General features: G+C 44.1%; 20 protein-coding genes. 7 read left to right on the forward strand and 13 right to left on the reverse strand.

Translation table 11 applies throughout. The features are described 5' to 3' along the window. Positions 1-6 precede the first annotated feature (6 nt). Entirely contained in the window at positions 7-1,137 is a 1,131-nt protein-coding gene (locus tag QGN29_RS03560) for a sensor histidine kinase (RefSeq protein ID WP_310799300.1), read from the forward strand. 68 nt (positions 1,138-1,205) lie between these two features. After that, complete coding sequence (locus QGN29_RS03565) at positions 1,206-1,427, forward strand: SlyX family protein (RefSeq protein ID WP_310799301.1); 222 nt, start codon at positions 1,206-1,208, stop codon at positions 1,425-1,427. Here the strand turns inward: QGN29_RS03565 and QGN29_RS03570 are convergent. Continuing rightward, on the reverse strand, positions 1,421-3,526 hold the full coding sequence (locus QGN29_RS03570; protein ID WP_310799302.1) for a TauD/TfdA family dioxygenase: 2,106 nt from the start codon (positions 3,524-3,526) through the stop codon (positions 1,421-1,423). The genes QGN29_RS03565 and QGN29_RS03570 overlap by 7 nt on opposite strands. Positions 3,527-3,647: 121 nt before the next feature. Between QGN29_RS03570 and QGN29_RS03575 the strand changes: the two genes are divergently transcribed. Then, positions 3,648-4,952: a M24 family metallopeptidase gene (locus QGN29_RS03575; RefSeq protein WP_310799303.1), complete on the forward strand. Its 1,305-nt coding sequence runs from the start codon at positions 3,648-3,650 to the stop codon at positions 4,950-4,952. Positions 4,953-4,981: 29 nt separating this feature from the next. Further along, positions 4,982-5,350: a histidine triad nucleotide-binding protein gene (locus tag QGN29_RS03580; RefSeq protein WP_310799304.1), complete on the forward strand. Its 369-nt coding sequence runs from the start codon at positions 4,982-4,984 to the stop codon at positions 5,348-5,350. Here QGN29_RS03580 and QGN29_RS03585 read toward each other — a convergent pair. The 7 genes from QGN29_RS03585 to ribA form a co-directional block, all read right to left on the reverse strand. Next, positions 5,347-5,865: a DUF2306 domain-containing protein gene (locus QGN29_RS03585; RefSeq protein WP_310799305.1), complete on the reverse strand. Its 519-nt coding sequence runs from the start codon at positions 5,863-5,865 to the stop codon at positions 5,347-5,349. The genes QGN29_RS03580 and QGN29_RS03585 overlap by 4 nt on opposite strands. Positions 5,866-5,909: 44 nt before the next feature. Beyond that, positions 5,910-6,212 (reverse strand): winged helix-turn-helix domain-containing protein, encoded by a 303-nt coding sequence (locus QGN29_RS03590; protein WP_310799306.1) that lies wholly within the window; start codon positions 6,210-6,212, stop codon positions 5,910-5,912. After that, a complete protein-coding gene (locus QGN29_RS03595) occupies positions 6,209-6,898 on the reverse strand; it encodes a hypothetical protein (protein ID WP_310799307.1) in 690 nt (229 codons plus the stop codon). Before QGN29_RS03595 ends, QGN29_RS03590 begins: the two co-directional genes overlap by 4 nt. 127 nt (positions 6,899-7,025) lie before the next feature. Continuing rightward, positions 7,026-8,519 carry a tetratricopeptide repeat protein gene (locus QGN29_RS03600; RefSeq protein ID WP_310799308.1) on the reverse strand — a complete coding sequence of 498 codons (1,494 nt, stop codon included), beginning with the start codon at positions 8,517-8,519 and terminating at the stop codon, positions 7,026-7,028. A 121-nt stretch (positions 8,520-8,640) separates the two neighbouring features. Further along, a complete protein-coding gene (gene xth / locus QGN29_RS03605) occupies positions 8,641-9,423 on the reverse strand; it encodes an exodeoxyribonuclease III (protein ID WP_310799309.1) in 783 nt (260 codons plus the stop codon). A gap of 31 nt (positions 9,424-9,454) precedes the next feature. Then, positions 9,455-10,036 carry a hypothetical protein gene (locus QGN29_RS03610; RefSeq protein ID WP_310799310.1) on the reverse strand — a complete coding sequence of 194 codons (582 nt, stop codon included), beginning with the start codon at positions 10,034-10,036 and terminating at the stop codon, positions 9,455-9,457. A 9-nt stretch (positions 10,037-10,045) separates the two neighbouring features. Beyond that, on the reverse strand, positions 10,046-11,143 hold the full coding sequence (ribA, locus tag QGN29_RS03615) for a GTP cyclohydrolase II (protein WP_310799311.1): 1,098 nt from the start codon (positions 11,141-11,143) through the stop codon (positions 10,046-10,048). A 155-nt stretch (positions 11,144-11,298) separates the two neighbouring features. On the opposite strand from ribA, the gene QGN29_RS03620 reads away from it, so the two are divergent. Then, complete coding sequence (locus tag QGN29_RS03620; protein ID WP_310799312.1) at positions 11,299-11,997, forward strand: response regulator transcription factor; 699 nt, start codon at positions 11,299-11,301, stop codon at positions 11,995-11,997. On the opposite strand, the gene QGN29_RS03625 is transcribed toward QGN29_RS03620, so the two are convergent. Further along, positions 11,992-12,246, reverse strand: a complete 255-nt coding sequence (locus tag QGN29_RS03625) for a helix-turn-helix domain-containing protein (RefSeq protein WP_310799313.1) — start codon at positions 12,244-12,246, stop codon at positions 11,992-11,994. The two genes, QGN29_RS03620 and QGN29_RS03625, sit on opposite strands and share 6 nt — an antisense overlap. A 329-nt stretch (positions 12,247-12,575) precedes the next feature. On the opposite strand from QGN29_RS03625, the gene QGN29_RS03630 reads away from it, so the two are divergent. Next, complete coding sequence (locus QGN29_RS03630) at positions 12,576-13,499, forward strand: hypothetical protein (RefSeq protein ID WP_310799314.1); 924 nt, start codon at positions 12,576-12,578, stop codon at positions 13,497-13,499. Between the two features lie 2 nt (positions 13,500-13,501). Here QGN29_RS03630 and queG read toward each other — a convergent pair whose 3' ends face one another. The 4 genes from queG to QGN29_RS03650 all read right to left on the reverse strand — a co-directional run bounded on the left by queG (position 13,502) and on the right by QGN29_RS03650 (position 21,353). Then, the gene (gene queG, locus QGN29_RS03635; protein WP_310799315.1) at positions 13,502-14,536 is read right to left on the reverse strand and encodes a tRNA epoxyqueuosine(34) reductase QueG; all 1,035 of its coding nucleotides are present in this window, start codon (positions 14,534-14,536) and stop codon (positions 13,502-13,504) included. Positions 14,537-14,587: 51 nt separating this feature from the next. Continuing rightward, a complete protein-coding gene (locus QGN29_RS03640; protein WP_310799316.1) occupies positions 14,588-15,256 on the reverse strand; it encodes a glutathione S-transferase family protein in 669 nt (222 codons plus the stop codon). Between the two features lie 117 nt (positions 15,257-15,373). Beyond that, positions 15,374-19,885, reverse strand: a complete 4,512-nt coding sequence (gene gltB, locus QGN29_RS03645; RefSeq protein WP_310799317.1) for a glutamate synthase large subunit — start codon at positions 19,883-19,885, stop codon at positions 15,374-15,376. Between the two features lie 19 nt (positions 19,886-19,904). Then, positions 19,905-21,353 (reverse strand): NAD(P)-dependent oxidoreductase, encoded by a 1,449-nt coding sequence (locus tag QGN29_RS03650; protein ID WP_375164673.1) that lies wholly within the window; start codon positions 21,351-21,353, stop codon positions 19,905-19,907. A gap of 344 nt (positions 21,354-21,697) precedes the next feature. On the opposite strand from QGN29_RS03650, the gene QGN29_RS03655 reads away from it, so the two are divergent. Beyond that, positions 21,698-22,510: an undecaprenyl-diphosphate phosphatase gene (locus QGN29_RS03655; RefSeq protein ID WP_310799319.1), complete on the forward strand. Its 813-nt coding sequence runs from the start codon at positions 21,698-21,700 to the stop codon at positions 22,508-22,510. The last annotated feature ends 205 nt before the right edge of the window (positions 22,511-22,715 follow it).

Raw genomic sequence — 22,715 nt, forward strand, 5'->3', positions numbered from 1 at the left:
CATAGAATGTTAGAAGGGATTTGGCATCCATCGCTCTTAACATTTTTAGGGGTCTCTGCTGTACCTATCTATCTCCTAATTGCACGAAAAAATCTTGGAGGGGAAGACAAAGGTTATATGGCTTTGCTCTTTGGAGGCCTGATCATCTCTTTAGCCAGCCTTATAGATTATCTTGAAGAGTTACCTGTCCTTAAACCCTTGGTCTTAGATCTCAACAATGGCCTCGCATTAAATCAAACATTTCTACCCTTTGCCTACGCGGCAGGCACGATATTGATTGCCTATGGCTTGGCCAATTGGTTTCCTGGGATCATTCGCCTAGCGAAAGAAATAAGAAGCCGAGAAAAGAAGGAAGATGAGTTAAAAGCGTTAGCAAAAGAATTAGAAGGAAAAGCTCTAGAGGCCAATCAATCTAACAGCGCCAAAAGTGAATTCTTGGCCACCATGTCCCATGAATTGAGAACCCCTCTAAATGCAGTGATTGGCTATGCACAAATGTTAAAACTGGGAATTGTTCCTATGGACAGCATAAAGGCACGGGAATATCTGGACCATATTGAGAGCAGCGGTAGTCATCTGCTCTCAATCTTGAATGATATTTTGGACCTTTCTAAGCTAGAAGCGGGTCGCTTTGAGGTCCATAATGCCCCCTTTGATCTAGACCAAGTTATTCAAGACAGTCTTGCTTTTTGCCAGCCTCTGGCTCTGGCGAAACAATTACCAATTCAATATCAAAAAACAGAAGTTAAATTAAAAAGTGATGAGCGCATTCTCAAACAAATCGTCATCAACATTTTATCGAACGCCGTTAAGTTCACGCCCGCATTAGGGTCTATAGATCTCTTTGTGACGCCGCACGAAAACACGCATATTTTACATATTACAGATACAGGCTTAGGGATGAGCCCTGAAGAATTAGACAAAGCCGTGCAGCCTTTCCAGCAGTTAGAGAGCAGTTTTTCACGTTCACAAGAAGGAACTGGCCTTGGACTTGCCTTAGTCATGCGACTTAGTCAATTGATAGACGTCACTATTGAGGTAAATTCAGTGAAGAAGAAGGGAACAGAAGTTTTGGTGAAATTGCCCGTCTCTTCAATTCTTCAGGACGAAAAGAGTCTTGGAGACGCCGATAATTAAGATTGCGACATGAGGGGGAAGAGCGTACAAGATGCCCTATCCACCGAATGACTAAAGGTAAAATGACCATGACTGAAAAAGCAACCATTGAAGACCGTGTAATTGAACTGGAAACCCAGATGGCCTTTCAGCAAGAAACCATCGATCATTTGAACGACATGGTCACAAGGCAGTGGGATCTCATAGAGAATCAGAAAAAAATGATCAAGCAACTGGATGATCAACTCTATGCTCTAGAGCAACAATCCTCTGGGGGAGCGATCCAACACCAAGTGCCGCCGCATTACTGAGAAGAAACGCGTTGGCTTATCATCCGATCAAAGGCCTCTGACACTTTATCAAGATAAGGCCGAGTGTATGGAAAGTTACCTGCATGATCAAAATTATGCCGCATGGACGCATTGGCTTCAAAAATAAACAATCGTCCGTCGGGGAGCTTGGTGAAATCTACGCCAAAAAAGTCCAATTTAAGCTGATCTCTTATGGCGTGTAACGCCGTTAAACCCTCCCCAAGAAATTCATGGAAATTCTCTAGATAATTTTGTTCCCATTCTTGTAATCTCTTCTGCTTGTCCATCACACTATAGCGATCACCAGAATGTATATTCCACTGATCATGGTGCAAACCCGCAACAGGATAAAAGGTGCCGTCGATACAGAATGTTCTATTCTTATTATACAGTCCCTCATCCGTAACCGTTTCTCTATATTCTATGGCATAATAATCGCCCCAATACCTGTGACTTTCAAAATATGACTCGACGTCCTCTCTAGTTCTGGCAAGGGTCACAAATTTTCCTGTATGGGTCACGGAAGGTCTTAGGATAATGGGATAGTTCAGGGCCGCTTCATCAATTTTTTTCATGACCGCAAGGAGAGAAAGCCCTTCAACAGTGAAGAGCTCTGTTCTTGGAAAGACAAGACCTGGTATGGCACCGAGGGACTGATAATTTTTCACCCTTGTTGTTTCCAAAACATTCCGAGGCGGATTTATAATGCGGCGACATCCACTGTTCTCAACAAAAGTTTCAAGGGCAGTCAATCCTTCTTTCATGCGCTCGGCACAAGCGACTGTATTGACAAAAATGTCTACGTCGGGCGTTGCCAACGAGGCCCAGTCCGTTTGATCATAATGATTTAATTTTGTTATATTGAACTCATCTGAGCGCAGGAAATTTCGTAAAGAAAAATGCCCTTGCATAAGCGACGGAGAATAGCGACCAGCTGACTTTTTATATATATATTTGCCGTCCTTAAAACCTCTGATTGTCATCACAGAGATACGCTCTTTCTTCATCTCGGTTTCAGCCACTAGAGGACGTCGTTGGCAGGCCTTTTTCTTCGCTCTCTCAGCCTTCTCTTTTTCACCGAGGCTTCCATAAATCGCGGCCAAATGAAAAGGCCGCGAACTATCAGAGGCGAAAGCATCAAAATAGGATTCTATCAATGCCGCTGCAGTTTTTAAATCGTCTTGTCTCAATGCTTTTTTAATCTGTTTGTCTACAGCACTCATATCGACGGGTATAGACTTTCGGATGGCATACCATAATTTTTTTATCATCTTGAGGGGCCACCATGACAACCGAAGATGTGACAGGGTTGGATGAATAGAAATGCGTCCTCGATAGATAAGTCGATTACTTTTATCACTAAGAGCCGAGCGCGCATGCAAGACTTTATGGTTGTTGATCAAGATCATTTCGCCTGCACCCATGGCATCTTGAAGATGAGCATCTTCCTGCCCCAACAAGCCATCGATTTTATCCAGTAAAGGACCGACTTTCTCCTGCAAAGCATTCTCTTTTGATAGGGCGATATCCAGTTGACTTCTATAATAGCGGATTGAGGGCCCTTCTTCATCATCGTATAAGATAGGCAGCACTGTCCCTTCTCTGAAAGGAAAGAGATCTTCACGCAGTAATGCCTGTTCAGGTTCAGTGAGATTATCTAACAGATGATCAATAGGCATTAAGAAACTGACCCCACCAGAAGGATCCGGAACAATACACTGAAAACCCATAATATTATGGGGGTTCATGTCATAACTAGAGTCTGTGTGCATTGAGATCTTTTGATCTGTACGGCTGTACCGTGTCACTGACGATTTTTGGCGACTTTCTTCAGGTTTTATTTCTACTCTTGTCATTGATACCTTCGCAGAAGACGACGGATCAGCAATTGTTTTAAGCGCTTTTAGTAGATGAAATATTTCTGATTTATATTCATCAGTGAAATGCCCAATGAGTCCTGAGATTTTAAGACAATAGGGATAGGTGCTCAAGGCATTCATGACAGTCCGCAGCAAAGACCGCGGCGGCCTACTGCTCAACAGTGCTGTCACCTCTTTTGGAGAGAGTGTAATCTCAGGAATTGTGTTTTGTTTTTTCATGCCATGATCTCTTTAATTGAAGTTTTACACATTTCCATACCCCATGCAATTGACGATTATCTGGTCTTGACAGAGCCCCCCTATCCCTTGTCTTATGAACATGAGCCTAGAGGAGACATCCATGAAACATATCGTCGGCATTCTGATCCTTTCCAGCATTATGAGTATTCAAGCGCATGCCCAAAAATCAACCACCTATCCTAAGGTCAAGTCAATGCAAGAGCGGGCTGCCCTCGAGGACGCATGGTTAGAAAAGCGTTTTGAGACTGTCATTCCGAAACTGATGCGGGAGCGCGGGGTCGATATGTGGCTTATGATTGCTCGTGAATATAACGAAGATCCTGTCGTGAAAACAATGTTGCCTGCAACATGGCTCAGTGCCCGCAGGCGCACCATCCTAATTTTCCATGACACCGGCAATACTGTGAAAAGATATGCGGTAAGTCGCTATGCCGTCGGTTCCTTTTTTGAGGCTGTATGGAACCCAGAAAAAGACCCTGATCAATGGCATCGTCTTAATGAATTTGTCACAGAATTAAATCCTAAAAAAATTGCGATCAACACATCGAATATTTATGCACTTGCAAGTGGCCTTACTGCGAGCCAACATGCTGGTCTTATGCGGGCACTACATCCAAACTTAAAAGCAAAGATTGTCACTGACCCTGCTCTAGCCATTGGATGGCTCGAAGAACGCATTCCCGAAGAAATGGCCCTGTATCCAGAGATTGTCCAACTCGCCCACGCCATAATAAAAGAAGGATTTTCAAATAAAGTTATTGTTCCGGAGCAATCGTCCGTCGACGATGTGCGTTGGTGGTACAGGGATAAGATTAGGCAAATGGGTGTGGTAGCTTGGTTCCATCCCAGTGTAAGCATTCAACGCCGTGATGGTCTGGTCAAAGACAAGATTATACGTCGAGGTGACCTTCTTCATGTGGATTTTGGCATTACATATATGGGTCTGAACACAGATACACAGCAACATGCCTATGTGCTGAATGAAAATGAAACGGCTGTCCCAAAAGGAATACAGCAAGCCTTCAAAGTTGGGAATCGACTTCAGGATATTCTAACGAATAACTACAAAACAGGTTTGAGCGGCGATCAAGTCCTCGCCAAAAGCAGAGCCGATGCCATTAAAGAAGGGATCGTTCCAAGCATCTATACACATCCCATCGGCTATCATGGTCATGGGGCCGGTGCCACCATTGGCATGTGGGATTCACAGAATGGTGTCAAAGGTCGCGGTCTCTACCCTATAAGGGCCAATACTGCTTGGTCCATAGAGCTCAATGCTACAGTGTCAATTCGTGAATGGGACAATCAAAAAATTCGCATCATGCTCGAAGAAGATGCATATTTTGATGGCACATCGGTTCGATATATAAGCGGCCGACAAGAAAAGATCCACGTGATCAACTAACTCAAGACACTCAAACCTAAGGATCACTTATGGCTTATGATCAGACAAATATTTTTGCTAAAATCCTCAAAGGGGACATCCCTTGTAACAAAGTTTATGAGGACGAGTTTGCCCTCGCTTTTCATGACATTAATCCTCAAGCCCCTGTACATGTCCTTGTCATTCCCAAAGGTGACTATATTTCTATGGCAGATTTCACAGCCAAAGCGCCTGCAGACTTAATCACGGGCTATATGCGCGCCGTAGGGAAAACAGCTGAAGCCTTGAATTTAGTGGACGCAGGGTACAGAACCCTTGCCAATGCAGGCGAGAATGCCCATCAAGAAGTGCCTCATTTACATATCCATATTTTTGGCGGCAAGCCTCTTGGCCCCATGTTAGATGCCCGGTTCACCTAAGGGAAAGGATCTTCTCTTGGTGAGGGCATCACGATTGTCCTGATCATTCGTGGCATTAGTTTTGACTGAATTAGCCAAACAGAGAAGGAAACAGCTGGGATATAAACCAGACAAACTGTGATAACATAGTCTGTTAAAGAGCTATATGAGCCAATGCGAAGGGATTGAGCCAAGGCGGCTAAATTTAATCCCATGAAACTATAACACATATTAAAATAATGATTTGCAAGGGCTCTTGGGCTTTTTGTTTTCTGATATTGCACTATCGACCACCAGCCTCTTGAAACACTAACGATGCTCACGATTGAGAAAAAATGGAAAATATTAAAGCCGCCATTAAACTCATACATCCCAAAACCACTTAGAGCCGCTAGCAGCATACTTACTGCGTATATTTTTCCCCATAATTTATGATGGGGTCCTGCTTTTGGAAATACAAATACAAACCATGCGGCAATATAAGAGAAGGCTACACCGCTAAGGTGTACCCACCCAAAGGGAGAGAAATCAAACATAAGGTCCTCGCTGTCGTAAGGCCGTCAATCAGTCTATGCTGATTTTAAGACGGGTTGCCAATCATGGCTGTTAATTTGTGAAGATAATCCCCAAAGGCTTTTTCTCCTTCTGCGGAGAGTTTCACTGTGGTTTGAGGCTTTTTACCGATAAATTGTTTCTCTAGAACAACATAGCCTGTTATCTCCAGTTTCGATAAATGAGTAGAAAGATTGCCATCCGTCAGATTGAGCTGCTTCTTCAGAGCTGTAAAGTCTTCAGAACGAGCCGTCATTAAATATGACATGATCGCAAGTCTCACTCTGGAATGAATTATATCATCCAGAATTCGATAATCAAAATCACTCATGATACTGATACTTTATCTTTACTTGTTAGGCTGTGTGCCCGGCGCATCACAAAGCCAGGCAGTAAGATAAATAAGGCACAGGATGCAGCCATCAACAGCAAAGATTCCTTATCTAAATTTTGCATTGATCCAAAATAGGTCATGATAGACCACCAGCCAAAAGCAGGAATAAAAAGCGCATCCAAGCGCGTAATTGAGGCGATTATGAAGAAGGCAGCTCCAAACAAAGAAGAACAGATTAGCGTGATAGCCAGAGGACTGAAGGCCCCCATTGCCATTGAAATGGCAAAATAAAGACCAGATCCAATACCCGTCATCATCCATGCATAGGAATAGACACGAATATGCGTATTGCCTTCAGAACGCTCTGCATCTCTCTTGCCATAATAAAAGGATAGTGCCGTACCTATAAGGGCAATGGGCACCCAGATGCCAACAATTGTTTCAGGGATCTTGCCTACTACGCTGGCATATTGCGCATAAAAGGCAAGCATTAAGAGCCCCCCCCATATAATGAGATGCGAGCCATCAATGCGCGCTCTTTTACGTCCGGCTTCCATCATATGACGGATAAGGGCTAAATTTTCTTCTGCTGTCGTCTCGGGCCGATCGATCTTGACCGTTTTTATGTCAATCTCTTCTGATCTCTGTTCAGCTTTTGCTGATTTTAGAGTTTCTTTTGTCATTTTAGTTTCGCTTTCGTGTCTCGGGTTTTCGCTCTTTCAAAGAACTTTGAATTACAAAGTACATAGACACGCAGACAGAGTCAAGAAAGAATCACAGGAATAATTTTATACTAGGGTTAAGGGACCCTTAGCCACACTGAGTGACATCTTCGAGCTTTTGCTGAGCTAGAGGGGTATAGACATCATCCGCAGACAAAGTCGATATATGTTCAAAGAGGGCGCAGGCTTGGTTTTTTCTGCCCGAAGACATAGCGGCTCTGGCGAGAAGATATTGCACTTGGATATTGTTGGGAATTAATTTATGCGCATGCTCAAGGGCTGCATAGGCCTGAACAGGATTACCGATATCTTCAACCAACATCTTCGATAAACCATATAAGTAGTGAACCTTAGGGTTGTTTGGATATAAATCTTTCATATCAGAAAGCGCTGTTTGAACGTTTTCTATGTCCTGATTATTATAAGTGACTTGATTTTCATAATTGTCAAAAACATATTTCATCAGCAAATATTGGCTTTCCAGATGCGTATATTTCTTGCGGTCTCTTCGAGGAACCAAAGGGACTAATTGGCGCAAAACTCTCAAGGCATCTCGATATTGATTGGCCCCAGCATAAGCCCGCATAAGAATATCTTGAAATGAGGTGTTCGCCTTCATAGGAAGCGTATTGATCAGCTCCATTCGACGAGCTGCTTCAGCAAAGACCTTAGGCTTATGTGCAAATTCCACAAGAATATGCCAATTCATCGTCATCTGCCGATCATTGCTAACTTTATATGATTTTACCCGTGCTTTTTTCACCACTTTATGCACGGTTTTTCTTTTTCCTGAATTAAACATCCGCGCATATGTGCGAAGAGCCTTGTCCACATCCTTTATGGACATCTGATAGACTATGCGAAAGGCTTCTTCGCCCGACATGCCCGTACCAAGTGCCCGTGTAAACTCATTGTGCTTAGGAGAAAATCTATCACTCATATGAATCATATGAACAAGAAGCCACGACATAGAATAAAATTTACTGGTTGAGAGATCAAAATTTTCATGGGAACGCATGGCTCGTGATTGATCAAAAAGAGACTGAACACTACTCCAGACAATATCTTGCTCAAAATATCTTTCACGCGCTACTAAAGTCTTCCCTAAATTCATAGAATTACTTGAATAAACACCTGTGGATAAGAAATCAGCCAATCCTTCATTATACCAGTGAGGTAGATTATGTTTATACTTCTGGTCTATCAAGTAATGAAGATATTCATGATAACTAATGATCTCATAACTCAAATCCCATTCATATCGATTATATAGCCCAAGCGCGGCTGCGCGAATACCATCAAGCGAAGAGAAATAGATCCCACTGATACGCTGGGCCTCTGAGGCCTCTTTTACTTTTGTCAGAGACCGTGTGAGATATAAGTTCAGGGGAATTTCAGAGGCTTTTGGGTCTAATTCAAAATAATCTGATAAATGAGCATGCATAAATTCCAGGTCTTGAATCAGAGTTCTGACGGTCCTAGATTTCATATTACTGACAACATGAACCGTAGATGAGCGGAATTCTCGCCACTTTGTGGCTGCATGAACATCCGAAGGTAGAACCCACAGACCAAGGAGCATGCAGCACCCTACTCTAAAATTTTTAAACCACTTATCCATCATATACCATATGATTTAGTATAGCATATGCGGAAGTCAAAACCTAACTGATGTCCTGTTAACTTTAGATTATAGGATCTGTCTAAAAGTCAAAATCCACAAGAACAGGGGCATGATCAGACGGTTTTTCCCAGCCGCGTGCCGCACGGACCATTTCCATAGCCTTAGCTTTCCCTTTAAGAGAAGGGCTGGTCCAGATATGATCCAGTCGACGTCCTTTGTCTGCCGCAGACCAATCCTTGGCACGATATGACCACCAGCTATATAGTTTTTCATCTAAAGGCACAAAATCACGCATTACATCTACCCAATCATGCGCCGCCATCAACTCAAACATCATGTCACGTTCAAGGGGGGTATGGCTGACCACTTTCTTAAGTTTTTTAGTGTCCCAAACGTCATGCTCATGCGGTGCTATATTTAAATCTCCGACTAAAATTGACGGTTCTGATAAACGGCGTGACCATTCTGTCATCTCTTCTAAAAACTGAATTTTGTGGGCAAATTTATCATTCACTTCAGGATCAGCAACATCCCCCCCCGCAGGCACATAGAAATTATGTAGCGTTGGTCCCTCTGCTAATTTTACTGCGATATGGCGGGCATCCCCTTTATTGCACCAATCAATAATTTCAGTTGACTGGAATGGTTTTTTGGAGAGTGTCGCGACGCCGTGATAGCTTTTCATTCCGTGGAGAGCCATATGCTCATACCCTAAGGCCTGAATGAATTTTACTGGAAATTGATCATCCATCGCTTTGGTCTCTTGTAGACAAATCACATCAGGATCATACTGTTTTACAAAATCTTCAACCAAATGTGTACGCGCTCGAATGCTGTTAATATTCCATGTCACTAGACGCATCTTATTCTCCTAAAAGGTCTGATACCCTCTTTTAATAAATAGCAAAACTGGTGCCCTGAATACCAATAGGTATCCGGCCCAACTCAAATAATTTAATTCTTTTACTGAGTGGATGCTCTTCATCCTCTGCGGTAAGCATCACTAAAGCGGCTTGATGGATAGCTTGAGCTGCTAACCCAGTCACGGCCACAACAAACTCTTCATCCATTATCAAGAGTTCATCCCGAACTTCTTCAGCATACTCTTCGACTACGGGTATTGTTTCGCTTGCGATATGACTAAAGACCATCTCGAAGGTTTGGTCGTCTAACACGGAAAGCACTCGGTCTGTGAGCGACGCACGTTCCTGCTCTTCAGCTTCCCATCCGGGGCTATTATAATTATTCGCTTCCAAAGCATAAGCAGCCTCTTCCCAGTCCGGCACAAAATGCGCATAGGCCTCTGGAAACCCTAAACTAGCTGCATAATCGTCTGCAGCGGTGCATATAGCCTCTGAAGGCTGCTCACCAACAGTTCTAAACCATGGAATATGGCGAATAACTTCGATAAACGAAGGTACCATTTTTAATGTCGGTAAATCTTCGATTAAGTCGATATCAGAAAAATCCGTCATACAGAGCCCCTATAGTAAATGTCCAGTGCGATCTCTTTTCACTTCGAGATATTTTTCATTATATTTATTGGTTTCAAAATAATGAGGGACGCGTTCTGCAATAGAGATCCCAGCCCGCTCTAACCCTATTACTTTGTTTGGGTTGTTTGTCATTAACCGAATTGATGTGAAACCCAATTGTTTAATCATCTCAGCTGCGGGGTAAAAAAGGCGTTCATCAACATCAAAACCTAAAGCCGTATTGGCATCTACCGTGTCATAGCCCTGATCCTGTAAACTATAGGCTTTTAACTTGCTCGTCAGTCCTATGCCGCGGCCTTCTTGTGCCATGTATAAGATCAAGCCGCCCCCTGCCTGACCAATATTTTTTATAGCCCCACTCAATTGTTCGCCGCAATCACATTTCAAAGACCCGAGCAAATCCCCAGTGAAACATTCGCTATGAAGACGCGCAAGAACACTCTCCCCGCGCGGCGGATCACCCACAACAATGGCGATATGCTCAACGCCACCGCTCTTAGGTCTAAAACTGACCAACTGCGCTTTCTCTGCCCCGGCAAGTGGAACATTTGCCCGCGCTACCATCGTCAGTAACTCTGCTTCTTTATGCTCGTACTCAAGAATATTTTCAGCCGATACAGCAAGAAGGCCATCAGGAATATCATCTAGATCAGCGACTAGCGCAGCCGGTAAAAGCCGTGCAATCTTTAGAGCTTTAATGGCGGCATGAGATAAAATATCTGGTTCTTGATCAATCCGTTTAAAAGGTCCTTTTAAGGGGGTCGCTAAATCAAGCGTAGGATCCGCCAGAGCCACCATATCTTCCGGCGTAAACCATACTGGGCGTTCAATGCCGACCACTGGCCAGCCTTTTGGTGCAACTTTTAACGCCAAAGCTCGATTGTCAGTAATAAGAAGCCGCGCATTCTTTTGACCTATAATCTGATCAAATGCTGGCAGAGTTTGCTTGTTAGCAAATTCAGCAGGAAAAACCATAAGAAAACGAGTCTGTTCACGCACAAGGATAGGCTGTCCTCGTCTTAAATCATCTGCGACGCGCAGGATCGCGGCTTGTTGTTGTTCATCACTGTTTAAAAAGTTAAGCATGGGGCTCTTTTGGCATAATCTAAAGGGGCGATCAATCGGAGATTTTCAAATAAATGTGATCAATTCTTTAACAAACGTGAATTGAAGCCTTAGAAAAAAACTTTATGAAAGAGGCAAGGCATGACATGATAAAAATAAGAAATAAGGAATAGACGATGGCAAAACAGAAAATATTACTGGTAGATGATGATAACGATTTGAGAGAAGGCCTCGCTGATCAATTAGATCTGTTGGATGAATTTTCCATTTCACAAGCCTCTGGCGCTTGCATGGCCCTCGAAATTATCGAAGAGAACAGCTTTGATTTAATGATTTTCGATGTTGATATGCCTGATATGGATGGCCGCGAGTTATGTAAGCGTGTGCGCAAAAAAGGCGTCACAGTGCCCATAATCATGCTGACTGGCATGGACGGTGATGCAGATACAATCTTAGGTTTAGAGAGCGGCGCCAATGATTATGTGGCTAAACCATTCTCATTTACCGTCTTACTCGCGAGAATCAGAGCACAATTTCGACAGTTTGCGCAAAGTGAAGACGCGACCTTTTCTGTGGGTCCCTATAAATTTCGTCCTGGCACCCGCGAACTCGACCTTCAGGACGGATTACGCCCTTTAAAGCTGACGGAGAAAGAAACGAACATCCTCCGATTTTTGCTTAAAGCACAAGGAGAAGCTGTTAGCCGTGAAGAGCTTTTGAGCGAGGTGTGGGGATACAACAGCGGCATCACCACCCATACACTCGAAACGCATATTTACCGACTCCGTCAGAAGATTGAGAAGAAGGATGATCAATCAATCAGCCTCATTCTGACAGAGCCAGGCGGCTATGCTCTTAACAAATTGGCCCTATAGAGTTGAAGAAATGCTTTCATCTCTGATATTTGAGATGAGGGCATTTATATCAAGCTCTAATGCTTTGCTAATCTGAACCATTTCAAGGAAATCAATCCCGCGTTCAGCTGTTTCAATTTTAGAAATGAATTGTTGGCGAACGCCTAATTCCTTCGCGAGATCAGATTGGCGAATGCCTTTTTCTTTTCTGGCCTTAATGAGCTTGTCGCGAATGAAACTATAGCGTGGATCACTTTTTTTAAACAACATGGAAAATCCCCATTTACTAGATACTAAAAAACAGTGAAGCTTCAGCTATATCAACCAAATATAAGTTTGCTCGAACCCCATGCAAAACTTCACTGTCATAAAAGGTACACGCATATCGTTAAGAAACGGTAAAAAGAATAAAATAAATTCTCCTTAAAGATGCATGAAGAAACTTAAGGATATTTTCTTCATTTGAGCATTATCTCCCTAAGCGTAGGAATAGCCTTGCTATCTTTTATGAGAAAAGATTAAATAACAAGACTGCTGATACCTGTTTACAGTTCAAGGACCTTATTCAAGACTAATCATTAGCATAGAAGGATGAAATCGTGAGCACGCCTGTAGAAGAAGATCTAGAATCTCTTTCCCCCGAAGTTAAAAATTATCGTTTTGGGCGCGGTGGCTGGCCAGCTTTTCATAATTATGGCATGCCCATCCAAGAATTACTAAAAGCAGCTGAAAAATGGGCCGAGGCTTTTGAGGGCATTGAAAAGCCCTGGCTCGTTTGGAATGCTCATCCTGAATGGTGTATCATCCAACAAAATCTTGTAGAATCAGTTGGTTGGACCCCCATCGTCGGCTTTGATCCTCGTCTAGGCCCGCCAGAGAAAAAGTCTCCTAATGCCATCATCTATAATTTCAACAGTGACCTTGATTTGCTCTATATGAGTCCCATGTTCGTCATTGAATTTTTATTCTGTTATGCAGATAAAATGGCGATGTTTCATTCTGATTTTCTGCTCGCACCTGAAGACTTGGCCGTTTATGCTAAACAATTTGAACAGTTAAAAGACGGGGAAACAATTGCCACATCTTTTTGGCGGTTAAATCGATTTTGGCGTAAACCAGATAGACATTGGGAGCTGCTTGCCTGCAACACACGAGCAGCCTCAAAGAGTCAGTTTGACCAAGCCGCAGATTGGTGGTGCAATATCCACGATCATATTAATTGTCCCGATGAGGCTGGCTATGAACTCAGAAAAACAAAAGTTGGTTGGGATCATACTTCTGGCATTTTATTTTGGGAAAAATACTGCGGTGGTACCGTTCATAAGATTCCTTTGTCTAAGATAGAGCATGGCCATTTCTCACCCAGCAGCCATCCCCTTCGTTTTAATCGCACCAATCACGAAAAGTCCCGCCGTGTGCGCGACCTCAAAAGTCAGTTGGATAAAAGTATTAATATAAAAGAAGCATGTGCTTATGTTGGCCTAGACTACGATCATTTCTCAAAAGGAGAGACCGTATCGTAAACTCAAGTCTGTAATTTTTTCGTTGCCCAGTCAGCCGCATCCCGAACCATTTCTGAAGCATCCTTCCCAAGAGGGGCTATGATGGGCAAATAGTCAGCTTGACCACTATTTCCAATGGCGTAGAGAACATTCCGGATAAATCTATTGCGCCCTGACCGCTTGATGGGACTTTTTGAAAAAACCTCTCTGAAAGTGGCATCATCAAGAGTAACCAAATCTGCCAATTGTGGATTTTCTAAAATTTCTCTCGTTTTAAAACGCGCTTCTCGAGCTTCATGGGCGAATTTATTCCATGGACACGCTGCAAGACAGTCATCACACCCATATATTCTATTGCCCAAAGCCTCGCGAAATTCTTCGGGCACAGGGCCATCGTGTTCTATGGTCAAATAGCTGATACACCGCCGTGCATCTAATTGATATGGCGCCGGAAAAGCTTTCGTCGGACAAGCCTCTAGACAGGCAGTACAACTCCCGCATTGATCTTTATGAGGTTTATCCACATCAAGTTTCAATGTCGTATATATCGCCCCTAGGAAAAACCAACTGCCGATTTGATTAGAAACAAGATTGGTATGCTTGCCCTGCCAGCCTACCCCTGCCTCTTCTGCAAGAGGCTTTTCCATCACTGGGGCTGTATCAACAAAAACTTTGACCTCACAGTCGAAGGATTGGCACATCCAACGGCCTAATTGTTTCAATTTTTTCTTTATGATGTCATGATAATCTCGACCCCGAGCATAGAGAGACACGCCCGCCTGATTAGGATCGCCAAGGTGGGCAAGAGGGTCGGGATGTGCATTATAATTCATGGCTAACATGAGCACGCTCTGGCACTCGGGCCAAAGCGACTTTGGGCTCGCTCTGTGCTCATGGCGTTTGTCCATCCACGCCATTGTGCCGTGTCTTCCCTCAGCGATAAACTGACGATATTGATCATACATGCCTTCTTTACCCTCAGCACGGCAGAAGCCCACTTGATCAAATCCGATCTCATGAGCATATTCAATAATCTGTGCCTTCAGGTCTTGTGACATAAGTCTATCCTAAACATTTCTCCGTAGATTTAATAGACATGGGGATAGGTCTTAAAAATCAATATCTGCATAATGAGACGGCGGCGTTAATCCTGAGACTCGATCTGAAAGTAACGGCTGAATAGACCGGCGTCCCTTCACCCGACTATACCATGCCTTTGCACCTGGCCAATCCTGCCAGCGAATATCCCCGAAATAGTCAATCACTGTAATATGAGCGGCAGCAGCCGCATCAGCCATAGTAAATTGCCCGCCAGCTAGATAGTTGTTTTCTATGGTAAGAAATTCAATATAGCGAAGATGGTTTTTCAAATTATGGGCGGCACATCTCAAGGCCTCGCTATCGGGCTCTCCGATCCCCAAAAATCGTTTCAAAAGTTTTTCACTCACCAAATGACGTGTCACTTCAGATCCAAATTTTGTATGAAACCAATCAACAAGATTGCGCACCTGATACCGCTCTTCAGCATTACCAGGAATAAGTTTTGGCTCAGGTATAGTCTCTTCAAGATACTCAGAAATCGCACGTACGCCTGAATAGGGCTTGCCTTCAGTGGACAGAATGACAGGTACTTCCCCAGCCGGATTGAGGGTAAGAAATTCAGGTCGGCGTTCCCACTCTTTCTCAAGACGCAGAGCAAATTCCATACGCTTTTCCGTTAACAGCACGCGAACAAGACGTGATGCAGGGGATAACCAGTGATGGTAAAGAGTAATCATAAGATTCTATGTAAAGATAAGCAGCGCCAATGCCAATAGAAGATTTATGAAAAAGACAAAAAAAGGAAAGACTCGCTAGAAGAATCTTTCCTTTCATTTAGTTAGGCCAGCTTTTGTCTAGGCAACATCGCTAGATTCTGGTGCTTCATCTGACAAGGGCTCACTCAGTCTTGATAACATTTCTTTGGGACATACCTGCCAAACATGACCGCGCATTTCTTCCCAATTTGCAAGAATAGTTGCCCCCCAGCGGCTGCCAGTTTCTAACACATGAGCACGGATACCACTTAACAGGTCCTCTTCCCAATATTGACTAGCAAGGCGCTGATAAACAACACTTTCGGAATTCACTCGACTTTCAAAAGTCCCGTTTTGATCCAGAACGAAAGCCATTCCCCCCGTCATTCCTGCACCAAAATTCTCACCAACATCACCGAGAATGATGGCAGTCCCTCCCGTCATATATTCACATCCACAGGCCCCGCAACCTTCTACAACAACATTTGCCCCAGAATTTCTCACGGCAAAGCGTTCACCGGCCTGTCCTGCTGCATAGAGAGTTCCACTTGTTGCTCCGTAGAGTACTGTATTTCCAATGATAGTATTATCGCGACTATTCAAGCCACTGGCTTTTGGTAACTTCACAACAATCGAACCACCAGACAACCCTTTGCCGACGTAGTCATTGGCATCGCCAGTCACAACGAGCTTTACCCCTTGGACAAGAAAGGCGCCCAGAGATTGGCCTGCAGAGCCTCGCAAGCGCACTGTCACATGGCCATCTGTCAAAGACTTCATGCCGTATTTCCGTGTTACATGAGAGCTAAAACGAGTCCCAATAGCTCTGTCAGTATTGCGCACTGTATAATTGAGCTGCATTTTCTCACCCCGTGTAAATACAGGTTTAGCATCTTCAACCATTTGAGCATCGAGTGTATCAGGGACTTCATTCCGACCCTCAAGCGAGCAAATTGTCTGAGCATTGCGGCCCGAAACCTGAACTAGTAACGGGTTTAAATCTAAATCATCCAGATGTTTGGCACCGCGACTGACCTGCGACAAAAGTTCGGTTCGGCCGACAATTTCATTTAAGGTTTTTACCCCGAGTTGAGACAATATATCTCTCACTTCTTCAGCAATGAACGTGAATAGATTGACCACTTTATCGGCTGTGCCGACAAACTTTTTCCGCAGTTCATCGTCTTGCGTACAGACGCCAACAGGACAGGTGTTGCTATGACACTGACGGACCATAATACAGCCCATGGCAACAAGACTTGCTGTGCCGACTCCAAATTCTTCAGCGCCCAGGATGGCACCGATCACGACATCACGACCTGTTTTAAAGCCACCATCAACCCGCAGCTTCACACGATGGCGTAGATTATTGAGAGTCAAAACCTGATTGACTTCTGCAAGCCCTATTTCCCAAGGTGTTCCTGCATATTTAATGGAGGTCTGAGGACTGGCCCCAGTTCCACCGTTATGTCCAGACACAAGAATAACATCAGCATGAGCCTTAGCAACGCCAGCAGCAATGGTGCCGATGCCAGCACTTGAAACAAGTTTCACACAGACTTTGGCATCAGGATTGATCTGTTTGAGATCATAGATAAGTTGCGCCAAATCTTCGATTGAATAAATATCATGATGCGGTGGCGGTGAAATCAAAGTCACGCCCGGTGTTGAATGACGCAGTTTAGCAATCATATCGGTGACTTTGAAGCCTGGCAGCTGCCCTCCTTCACCGGGTTTGGCACCCTGGGCGACTTTAATCTCAATTTCCTCACATGCATTCAGATATTCTGCAGTTACACCGAAGCGTCCGCTGGCAATCTGCTTGATCGGACTGTTGGCATTGTCACCATTATCATAGGGCGTAAAACGGCGTTTATCTTCGCCGCCTTCACCGGAGACTGATTTTGCTCCAATGCGATTCATCGCTATAGCCAGAGTTTCATGAGCCTCTTTAGACAGCGCCCCAAGCGACATGCCCGGCGTGATAAAACGTTTGCGAATATGTGTAATACTTTCAACATCATCAAGTGGCACAGTCTCTCCATTTGGATTAATCTCCAAAAGGTCTCTTAAATTCACAGGCGGCTGGTCTCGCAAACCCCGCGAATAGGTAAGATATTTCTGAAAATTATCCTCAGTGACTGCAGACTGTAAAGTATGGATTAGTTTACCGTCATAAGCGTGCATTTCTTCATTGCGGCGTAGGCGATAAAGCCCGCCAATTGGCAATGTCTTTGCCGTGGCTGAATAGGCTTTCTCATGCTGCTCAAGAATTTGAGCCTTAATCCCAGAAAGGCCAATTCCAGAAATTTTAGACGGCATGCCTGGAAAGAATTCAGCGACAAGTGAGCGAGAGAGCCCGAGCGCTTCAAAATTATAGCCCCCGCGATAGGAAGACACTACAGAGATCCCCATCTTTGCCATAATCTTAAGAATACCTTGATTAATGGCTTCTTTCTGATTCGCAACCGCTTGATTCAGTGATAAATCTCCGAGCAAGCCACGACTATGCCGTTCTGCCAGGGTCTCTTGGGCCAAATATGCGTTCACTGTGGTTGCACCAGCACCCAGCAACACACAGAAGTAATGAGTATCCAAACATTCAGCGGCAGCGACATTCACACTTGTGAATGTCCTCAGACCCTTTGCCACCAGATGTGTATGGACGCCAGCTGTCGCCAGGATCATAGGGATGGGCGCTCTTGAATCTGATATATTTCGGTCACTTAAAAATAGGTGTCCTCTTCCTTCACGAACAGCATCTTCCGCCTCTTGGCGAATGCGTTCGATCGCGAGTTTAAGAACCTTTGGTCCTCCGGCAGCATCAAAGGTACAGTCAATTTCATGCGCACTGTCTCCAAAATTGCCTCGTAGGGCCTCAAATTCAGCATTCGTCAAGACGGGGCTTTCTAGAACCAACGCGCCTTCTTGCGTGTGACCTTCGTCGAGAACATTGGCAAAATTTCCAAAGCGCGTCTTCAGACTCATTACACCACTTTCCCGCAAGCTATCGATCGGTGGATTTGTCACTTGAGAGAAATTCTGTCTAAAGTAGTGACTTAAATTTCGATATTTTTTACTGAGAACTGCAATCGGGGTATCATCTCCCATGGACCCAATTGCCTCTTTTCCGGTCACAGCTTGAGGTGTCAAAATGAGTTCAATATCTTCGTGGCTCAAACCTGCTGCCAATTGATGCCGACGAAGGCCTTCACTTTCCATGCCTTGTTTTTCCTCAATGGCTGGCCCAAAAACATCTTCAAAAGTCTGAATATCTTTTGACCATTCTTCGAAAGGCTGGCTGCTACAAAGAACATCTTTAATGTCTCGGTCGTGATAAAAACGACCCTCTTTTAAATCCACAGCAACCATTTCGCCTGGCCCAAGCCGGCCTTTTTCGAAAGCATGGTCTTCATCAACCACAACCATGCCTGTTTCACTGCCAACAACCAAAAGATTATCATCTGTCAATGTATATCGCATCGGCCTTAAACCGCTTCTATCAAGACCAGCAATGACCCAACGACCATCCGTTGCAGCAAGCGCCGCAGGACCATCCCAAGGTTCCATCACACTATTGGTGTAGGCATACATTGCTTTATGCGCATCAGGAATATCGGCCCGCTTAGACCATGCCTCCGGTACGAGCAATGTTTTCACCATCGGTGCATTACGCCCAGCCCGCACCATGACTTCAAAAGCAGCATCCAAAGCAGCACTGTCAGAGGCGCCATTAGGAATCACAGGTTTGATATCACTACTATGATCACCGAAAGCAATTGACGCCATTCTAATCTGATGTGATTTCATCCAATTCACATTACCACGAATTGTATTGATTTCACCGTTATGAGCCAGCATACGGAAGGGCTGTGCCAACCACCACTGAGGGAAGGTATTTGTGCTGTATCTCTGGTGGTAAATAGCAAAACTGGAAATGAATTTATCGTCTTCCAAATCTGGGAAGAATGAAGATAGCTGCTCTGCTAAAAAGAGCCCTTTGTATATAACACTCCGACAAGAAAGCGAGCAAATATAGAGCTCACCCACTTGAGCTTCGACTGCCGCCTTCTCGATCCGACGCCGAATAACATAGAGATCCCGTTCAAATTCATCATCATCTAATCCCTTATTGTTTGCGATCATGATTTGTTCGATTTCAGGTCGTGTGGCTTCCGCCTTTTCACCGATAACAGAAATATCCACAGGCACTTGTCTCCACCCATAGATTTCATACCCAAATTCGATAATTTCGCGCTCTACAATTGTACGGCAGATTTCTTGAGCATGAAGATCTGTGCGCGGCATGAAAGCCATGCCAACCCCAATTTTACCGTCTAAAGGCTCATGGCCAGTATCAATCACATGCTTTCTGAAAAACTCTTGTGGTATTTCGAGGTGAATTCCGGCACCGTCCCCTGTTTTTCCGTCTGCATCGACAGCCCCGCGATGCCAAATCGCTTGGAGGGCCTCAATTCCTTTTAAGACTACTTTACGACTGGCAACGCCGTCTGTGGCAACAATCATTCCAACGCCGCAAGAACCCTTTTCTTCGGCAGGATCATAAAGGCCCATTGGACCTGGTGCTTGAGAGAAATCTGTGTAAGTCATTATCTATACTCTATTCTATTTATTCTGCGGCAACGGATGAGGAAGGCTGGATGTCGTCTGAAGATTGGGTGTCAATATAAGCTTGCATATGCTCTGCCACATCCCGACCATCCCGGATGGCCCAAACCACAAGAGAAGCCCCCCTAACAATGTCTCCCGCTGCAAAAATGCCGTCTATATTCGTCATCATTGAAGTGTGATTCACCTTTACAGTACCCCAACGAGCCACATTCAATTCTGGTGCTTGAAACAGTGCAGGCAAGTCTTCCGGCTCAAAACCTAAAGCCAAGATTGCCATATCGCACTCAAGTTCAAAACTACTCCCAGGAACTTGAACAGGGGCCTGTCTGCCTGTGGCATCGGCAGCGCCTAATTGCATTTTATACGCCCGCACAGTCTCGACGTTATCGGCGCCGACAAAAGCTTCTGGCGCTGATAGCCAAATAAACTCAACGCCTTCTTCTTCAGCATTTTTCACTTCACGCACAGACCCTGGCATATTTTCTCGGTCACGGCGATACAAACATTTTACTGATTTTGCACCTTGGCGGATAGCTGTTCTAACGCAGTCCATTGCAGTGTCACCGCCGCCAATAACAACCACATTCTTTCCTTCTGCATTCAAAGTCCCATCATCGAAAGATTGAACGGCATCTCCTAGAGATTTTTTGTTGCTGGCAATTAAATAATCAAGGGCCTTATGAACATTACCAAGCCCGACACCCGGTGCTTTCAGTTCACGACCTTTATACACACCTGTCGCTATCAAGAGTGCATCATGATTGGCCTTCAGTGCCTCTAGCGATTCAACTTCATAGTTTAAATGAAACTGAATGCCACTCTCTTCCATACGTTTTGTCCGACGCTCAATCACATCTTTTTCCAGTTTAAAGCCTGGAATACCGTAGATGAGAAGTCCCCCTGCTCGATCGGCTCGTTCATATATATGCACTTGGAACCCTTGCTCTCGCAGTTGTTCTCCAGCTGCGAGCCCTGCTGGCCCAGAACCGATGATCCCAACTGTTTCAGCCCGCTCTTGGATGGGCGTAATGGGCTGAACCCAGCCTTCATTCCAGGCCGTATCCGTAATATATTTTTCAATAGAACCAATAGTGACAGAATCAAAATCTTGCTCAATAACACAATTGCCTTCACACAAACGATCTTGCGGACAAATTCTGCCACAGATTTCAGGCATATTATTTGTCGCACTTGAGAGCTGATACGCTTCTTCCAGTCGGCCTTCTGCTGTTAAACGCAGCCAGTCAGGAATATTATTCCCAAGAGGGCAATGGATTTGGCAGAAGGGAACACCACACTGAGAACATCGAGAAGCCTGCTCTGCAGCTTTTTCACGGGCATATTCTTGATAGATTTCATCAAAATCTTGCTTCCGTTCCGAATGATCCCTTTTATCGGGATACTGCTGGGATTTTTCCACAAATTTAAGCATTTTTTCTTCAGCCATGGCTTTATCCTCTATCATCGTTCGGCGTAAAGCCTTCATGCTGCTCATGAGCATCTCGTTGATGTTGAAATAATATATCAAAGATATTTAATAATGCGCACAATATACATAGGTAAATTGAAAAATCACGTAAAAAAAGCATAATAAGTCAATATTACTGTCCTAAAATTTTTAAGGAATTGGATTCTTTACCTTTTTTGCAACTGAGTAGGTGCGTTTTTTAGTACCATTTTTGTACTATTGTGTCGTTTTTCCATTTTGGTGCCCATAAAGATCGAGAATCAGCTTTCTCATAGATTTCTATTCAAGATGGCGATACAAAGGGTCAGACAAGAGAGGGACTGATGACTTTACTTCATATTCTTATTTTAGCCTTGGTTCAGGGCATAACGGAATTTCTACCTATTAGCTCTAGCGGCCATTTGGTACTTGTTCCTTTTTTCTCAACTCTTCCGGATCAAGGGCATCTAATGGATGTTGCCGTTCACGTTGGCACTCTTTTCGCTGTTCTTTTATATTTTTGGAGAGACACCAGAGGCCTTGCCCTTGCTGGTTTTAGCGTCATAGGAATTACCTCTACTCGCAAAGCCATTGAGGGCACTTCCTATGCAAAAATGTTTTGGGCTCTCATCATCGGCACCCTACCCATTGTAATAATAGGTGGCATGATCGCTCAAAGTAATCTCATCGATACCATTCGCACAGCAGAAGTTATTGCAATAACCAGTATCTTTTTTGGCATTCTTCTCTGGTTTGCTGATCGAAAGGATGTCAAGAAAGCAGGAGATAGCCTTGGTATCAAGGCCGCTCTATACATTGGCCTTGCACAAGTCCTTGCTATTATCCCTGGCACGTCTCGATCGGGTATAACGATGACGGCTGCACGCTTTATGGGATTTAACAGAGAGATCGCTGCACGCTTTTCAATGCTTCTTTCTATTCCGACAATTATTGCAGCAGGAACTTTGGGCGCTCTCGAAATTGCAAGCTCAGAAGAACTCATCATCTGGCAAGATGCTTTACTCGCAGCAGGTCTTTCCTTTGTTTTTGCAATGGGGGCCATTCACTTTCTAATGCGATGGGTCCAAACAAGATCTATGACCCTCTTCGTGGTCTATCGAATCCTCTTGGGTATTATTATCCTGAGTCTTTTATAAACAGCCCCCCCTAAGGCCGCTTTGTTATTGCTCAACCATTGCAAGAGGCTGGAAGGACGCTCATAATTTTGCAAATTGTTAACTTTATAACAAATTTTATCATTTATTAAGGTGTTATAAACCATTTTTACGTAAACATTTATATACTTACGAAACGCACAAGTTGTTAAATCTGACCTTTCTAACAATAAAGAAAGCAGATGAA

It is taken from the genome of Temperatibacter marinus (genome assembly GCF_031598375.1).
Lineage (GTDB): Bacteria > Pseudomonadota > Alphaproteobacteria > Sphingomonadales > Kordiimonadaceae > Temperatibacter > Temperatibacter marinus.

Coding starts and splice junctions, on each gene's coding strand:
- QGN29_RS03590 (WP_310799306.1), bottom strand. CDS start 6,212: ATGAGTGATTTTGATTATCGAATTCTGGATGATATAATTCATTCCAGA.
- QGN29_RS03650 (WP_375164673.1), bottom strand. CDS start 21,353: ATGGCTGAAGAAAAAATGCTTAAATTTGTGGAAAAATCCCAGCAGTAT.
- xth (WP_310799309.1), bottom strand. CDS start 9,423: ATGCGTCTAGTGACATGGAATATTAACAGCATTCGAGCGCGTACACAT.
- QGN29_RS03570 (WP_310799302.1), bottom strand. CDS start 3,526: ATGAAAAAACAAAACACAATTCCTGAGATTACACTCTCTCCAAAAGAG.
- QGN29_RS03640 (WP_310799316.1), bottom strand. CDS start 15,256: ATGATTACTCTTTACCATCACTGGTTATCCCCTGCATCACGTCTTGTT.
- QGN29_RS03560 (WP_310799300.1), top strand. CDS start 7: ATGTTAGAAGGGATTTGGCATCCATCGCTCTTAACATTTTTAGGGGTC.
- QGN29_RS03625 (WP_310799313.1), bottom strand. CDS start 12,246: ATGTTGTTTAAAAAAAGTGATCCACGCTATAGTTTCATTCGCGACAAG.
- QGN29_RS03575 (WP_310799303.1), top strand. CDS start 3,648: ATGAAACATATCGTCGGCATTCTGATCCTTTCCAGCATTATGAGTATT.
- queG (WP_310799315.1), bottom strand. CDS start 14,536: ATGTCACAAGACCTGAAGGCACAGATTATTGAATATGCTCATGAGATC.
- ribA (WP_310799311.1), bottom strand. CDS start 11,143: ATGCTTAACTTTTTAAACAGTGATGAACAACAACAAGCCGCGATCCTG.
- QGN29_RS03585 (WP_310799305.1), bottom strand. CDS start 5,865: ATGTTTGATTTCTCTCCCTTTGGGTGGGTACACCTTAGCGGTGTAGCC.
- QGN29_RS03655 (WP_310799319.1), top strand. CDS start 21,698: ATGACTTTACTTCATATTCTTATTTTAGCCTTGGTTCAGGGCATAACG.
- QGN29_RS03595 (WP_310799307.1), bottom strand. CDS start 6,898: ATGACAAAAGAAACTCTAAAATCAGCAAAAGCTGAACAGAGATCAGAA.
- QGN29_RS03580 (WP_310799304.1), top strand. CDS start 4,982: ATGGCTTATGATCAGACAAATATTTTTGCTAAAATCCTCAAAGGGGAC.
- QGN29_RS03565 (WP_310799301.1), top strand. CDS start 1,206: ATGACTGAAAAAGCAACCATTGAAGACCGTGTAATTGAACTGGAAACC.
- gltB (WP_310799317.1), bottom strand. CDS start 19,885: ATGACTTACACAGATTTCTCTCAAGCACCAGGTCCAATGGGCCTTTAT.
- QGN29_RS03610 (WP_310799310.1), bottom strand. CDS start 10,036: ATGACGGATTTTTCTGATATCGACTTAATCGAAGATTTACCGACATTA.
- QGN29_RS03620 (WP_310799312.1), top strand. CDS start 11,299: ATGGCAAAACAGAAAATATTACTGGTAGATGATGATAACGATTTGAGA.
- QGN29_RS03600 (WP_310799308.1), bottom strand. CDS start 8,519: ATGCTCCTTGGTCTGTGGGTTCTACCTTCGGATGTTCATGCAGCCACA.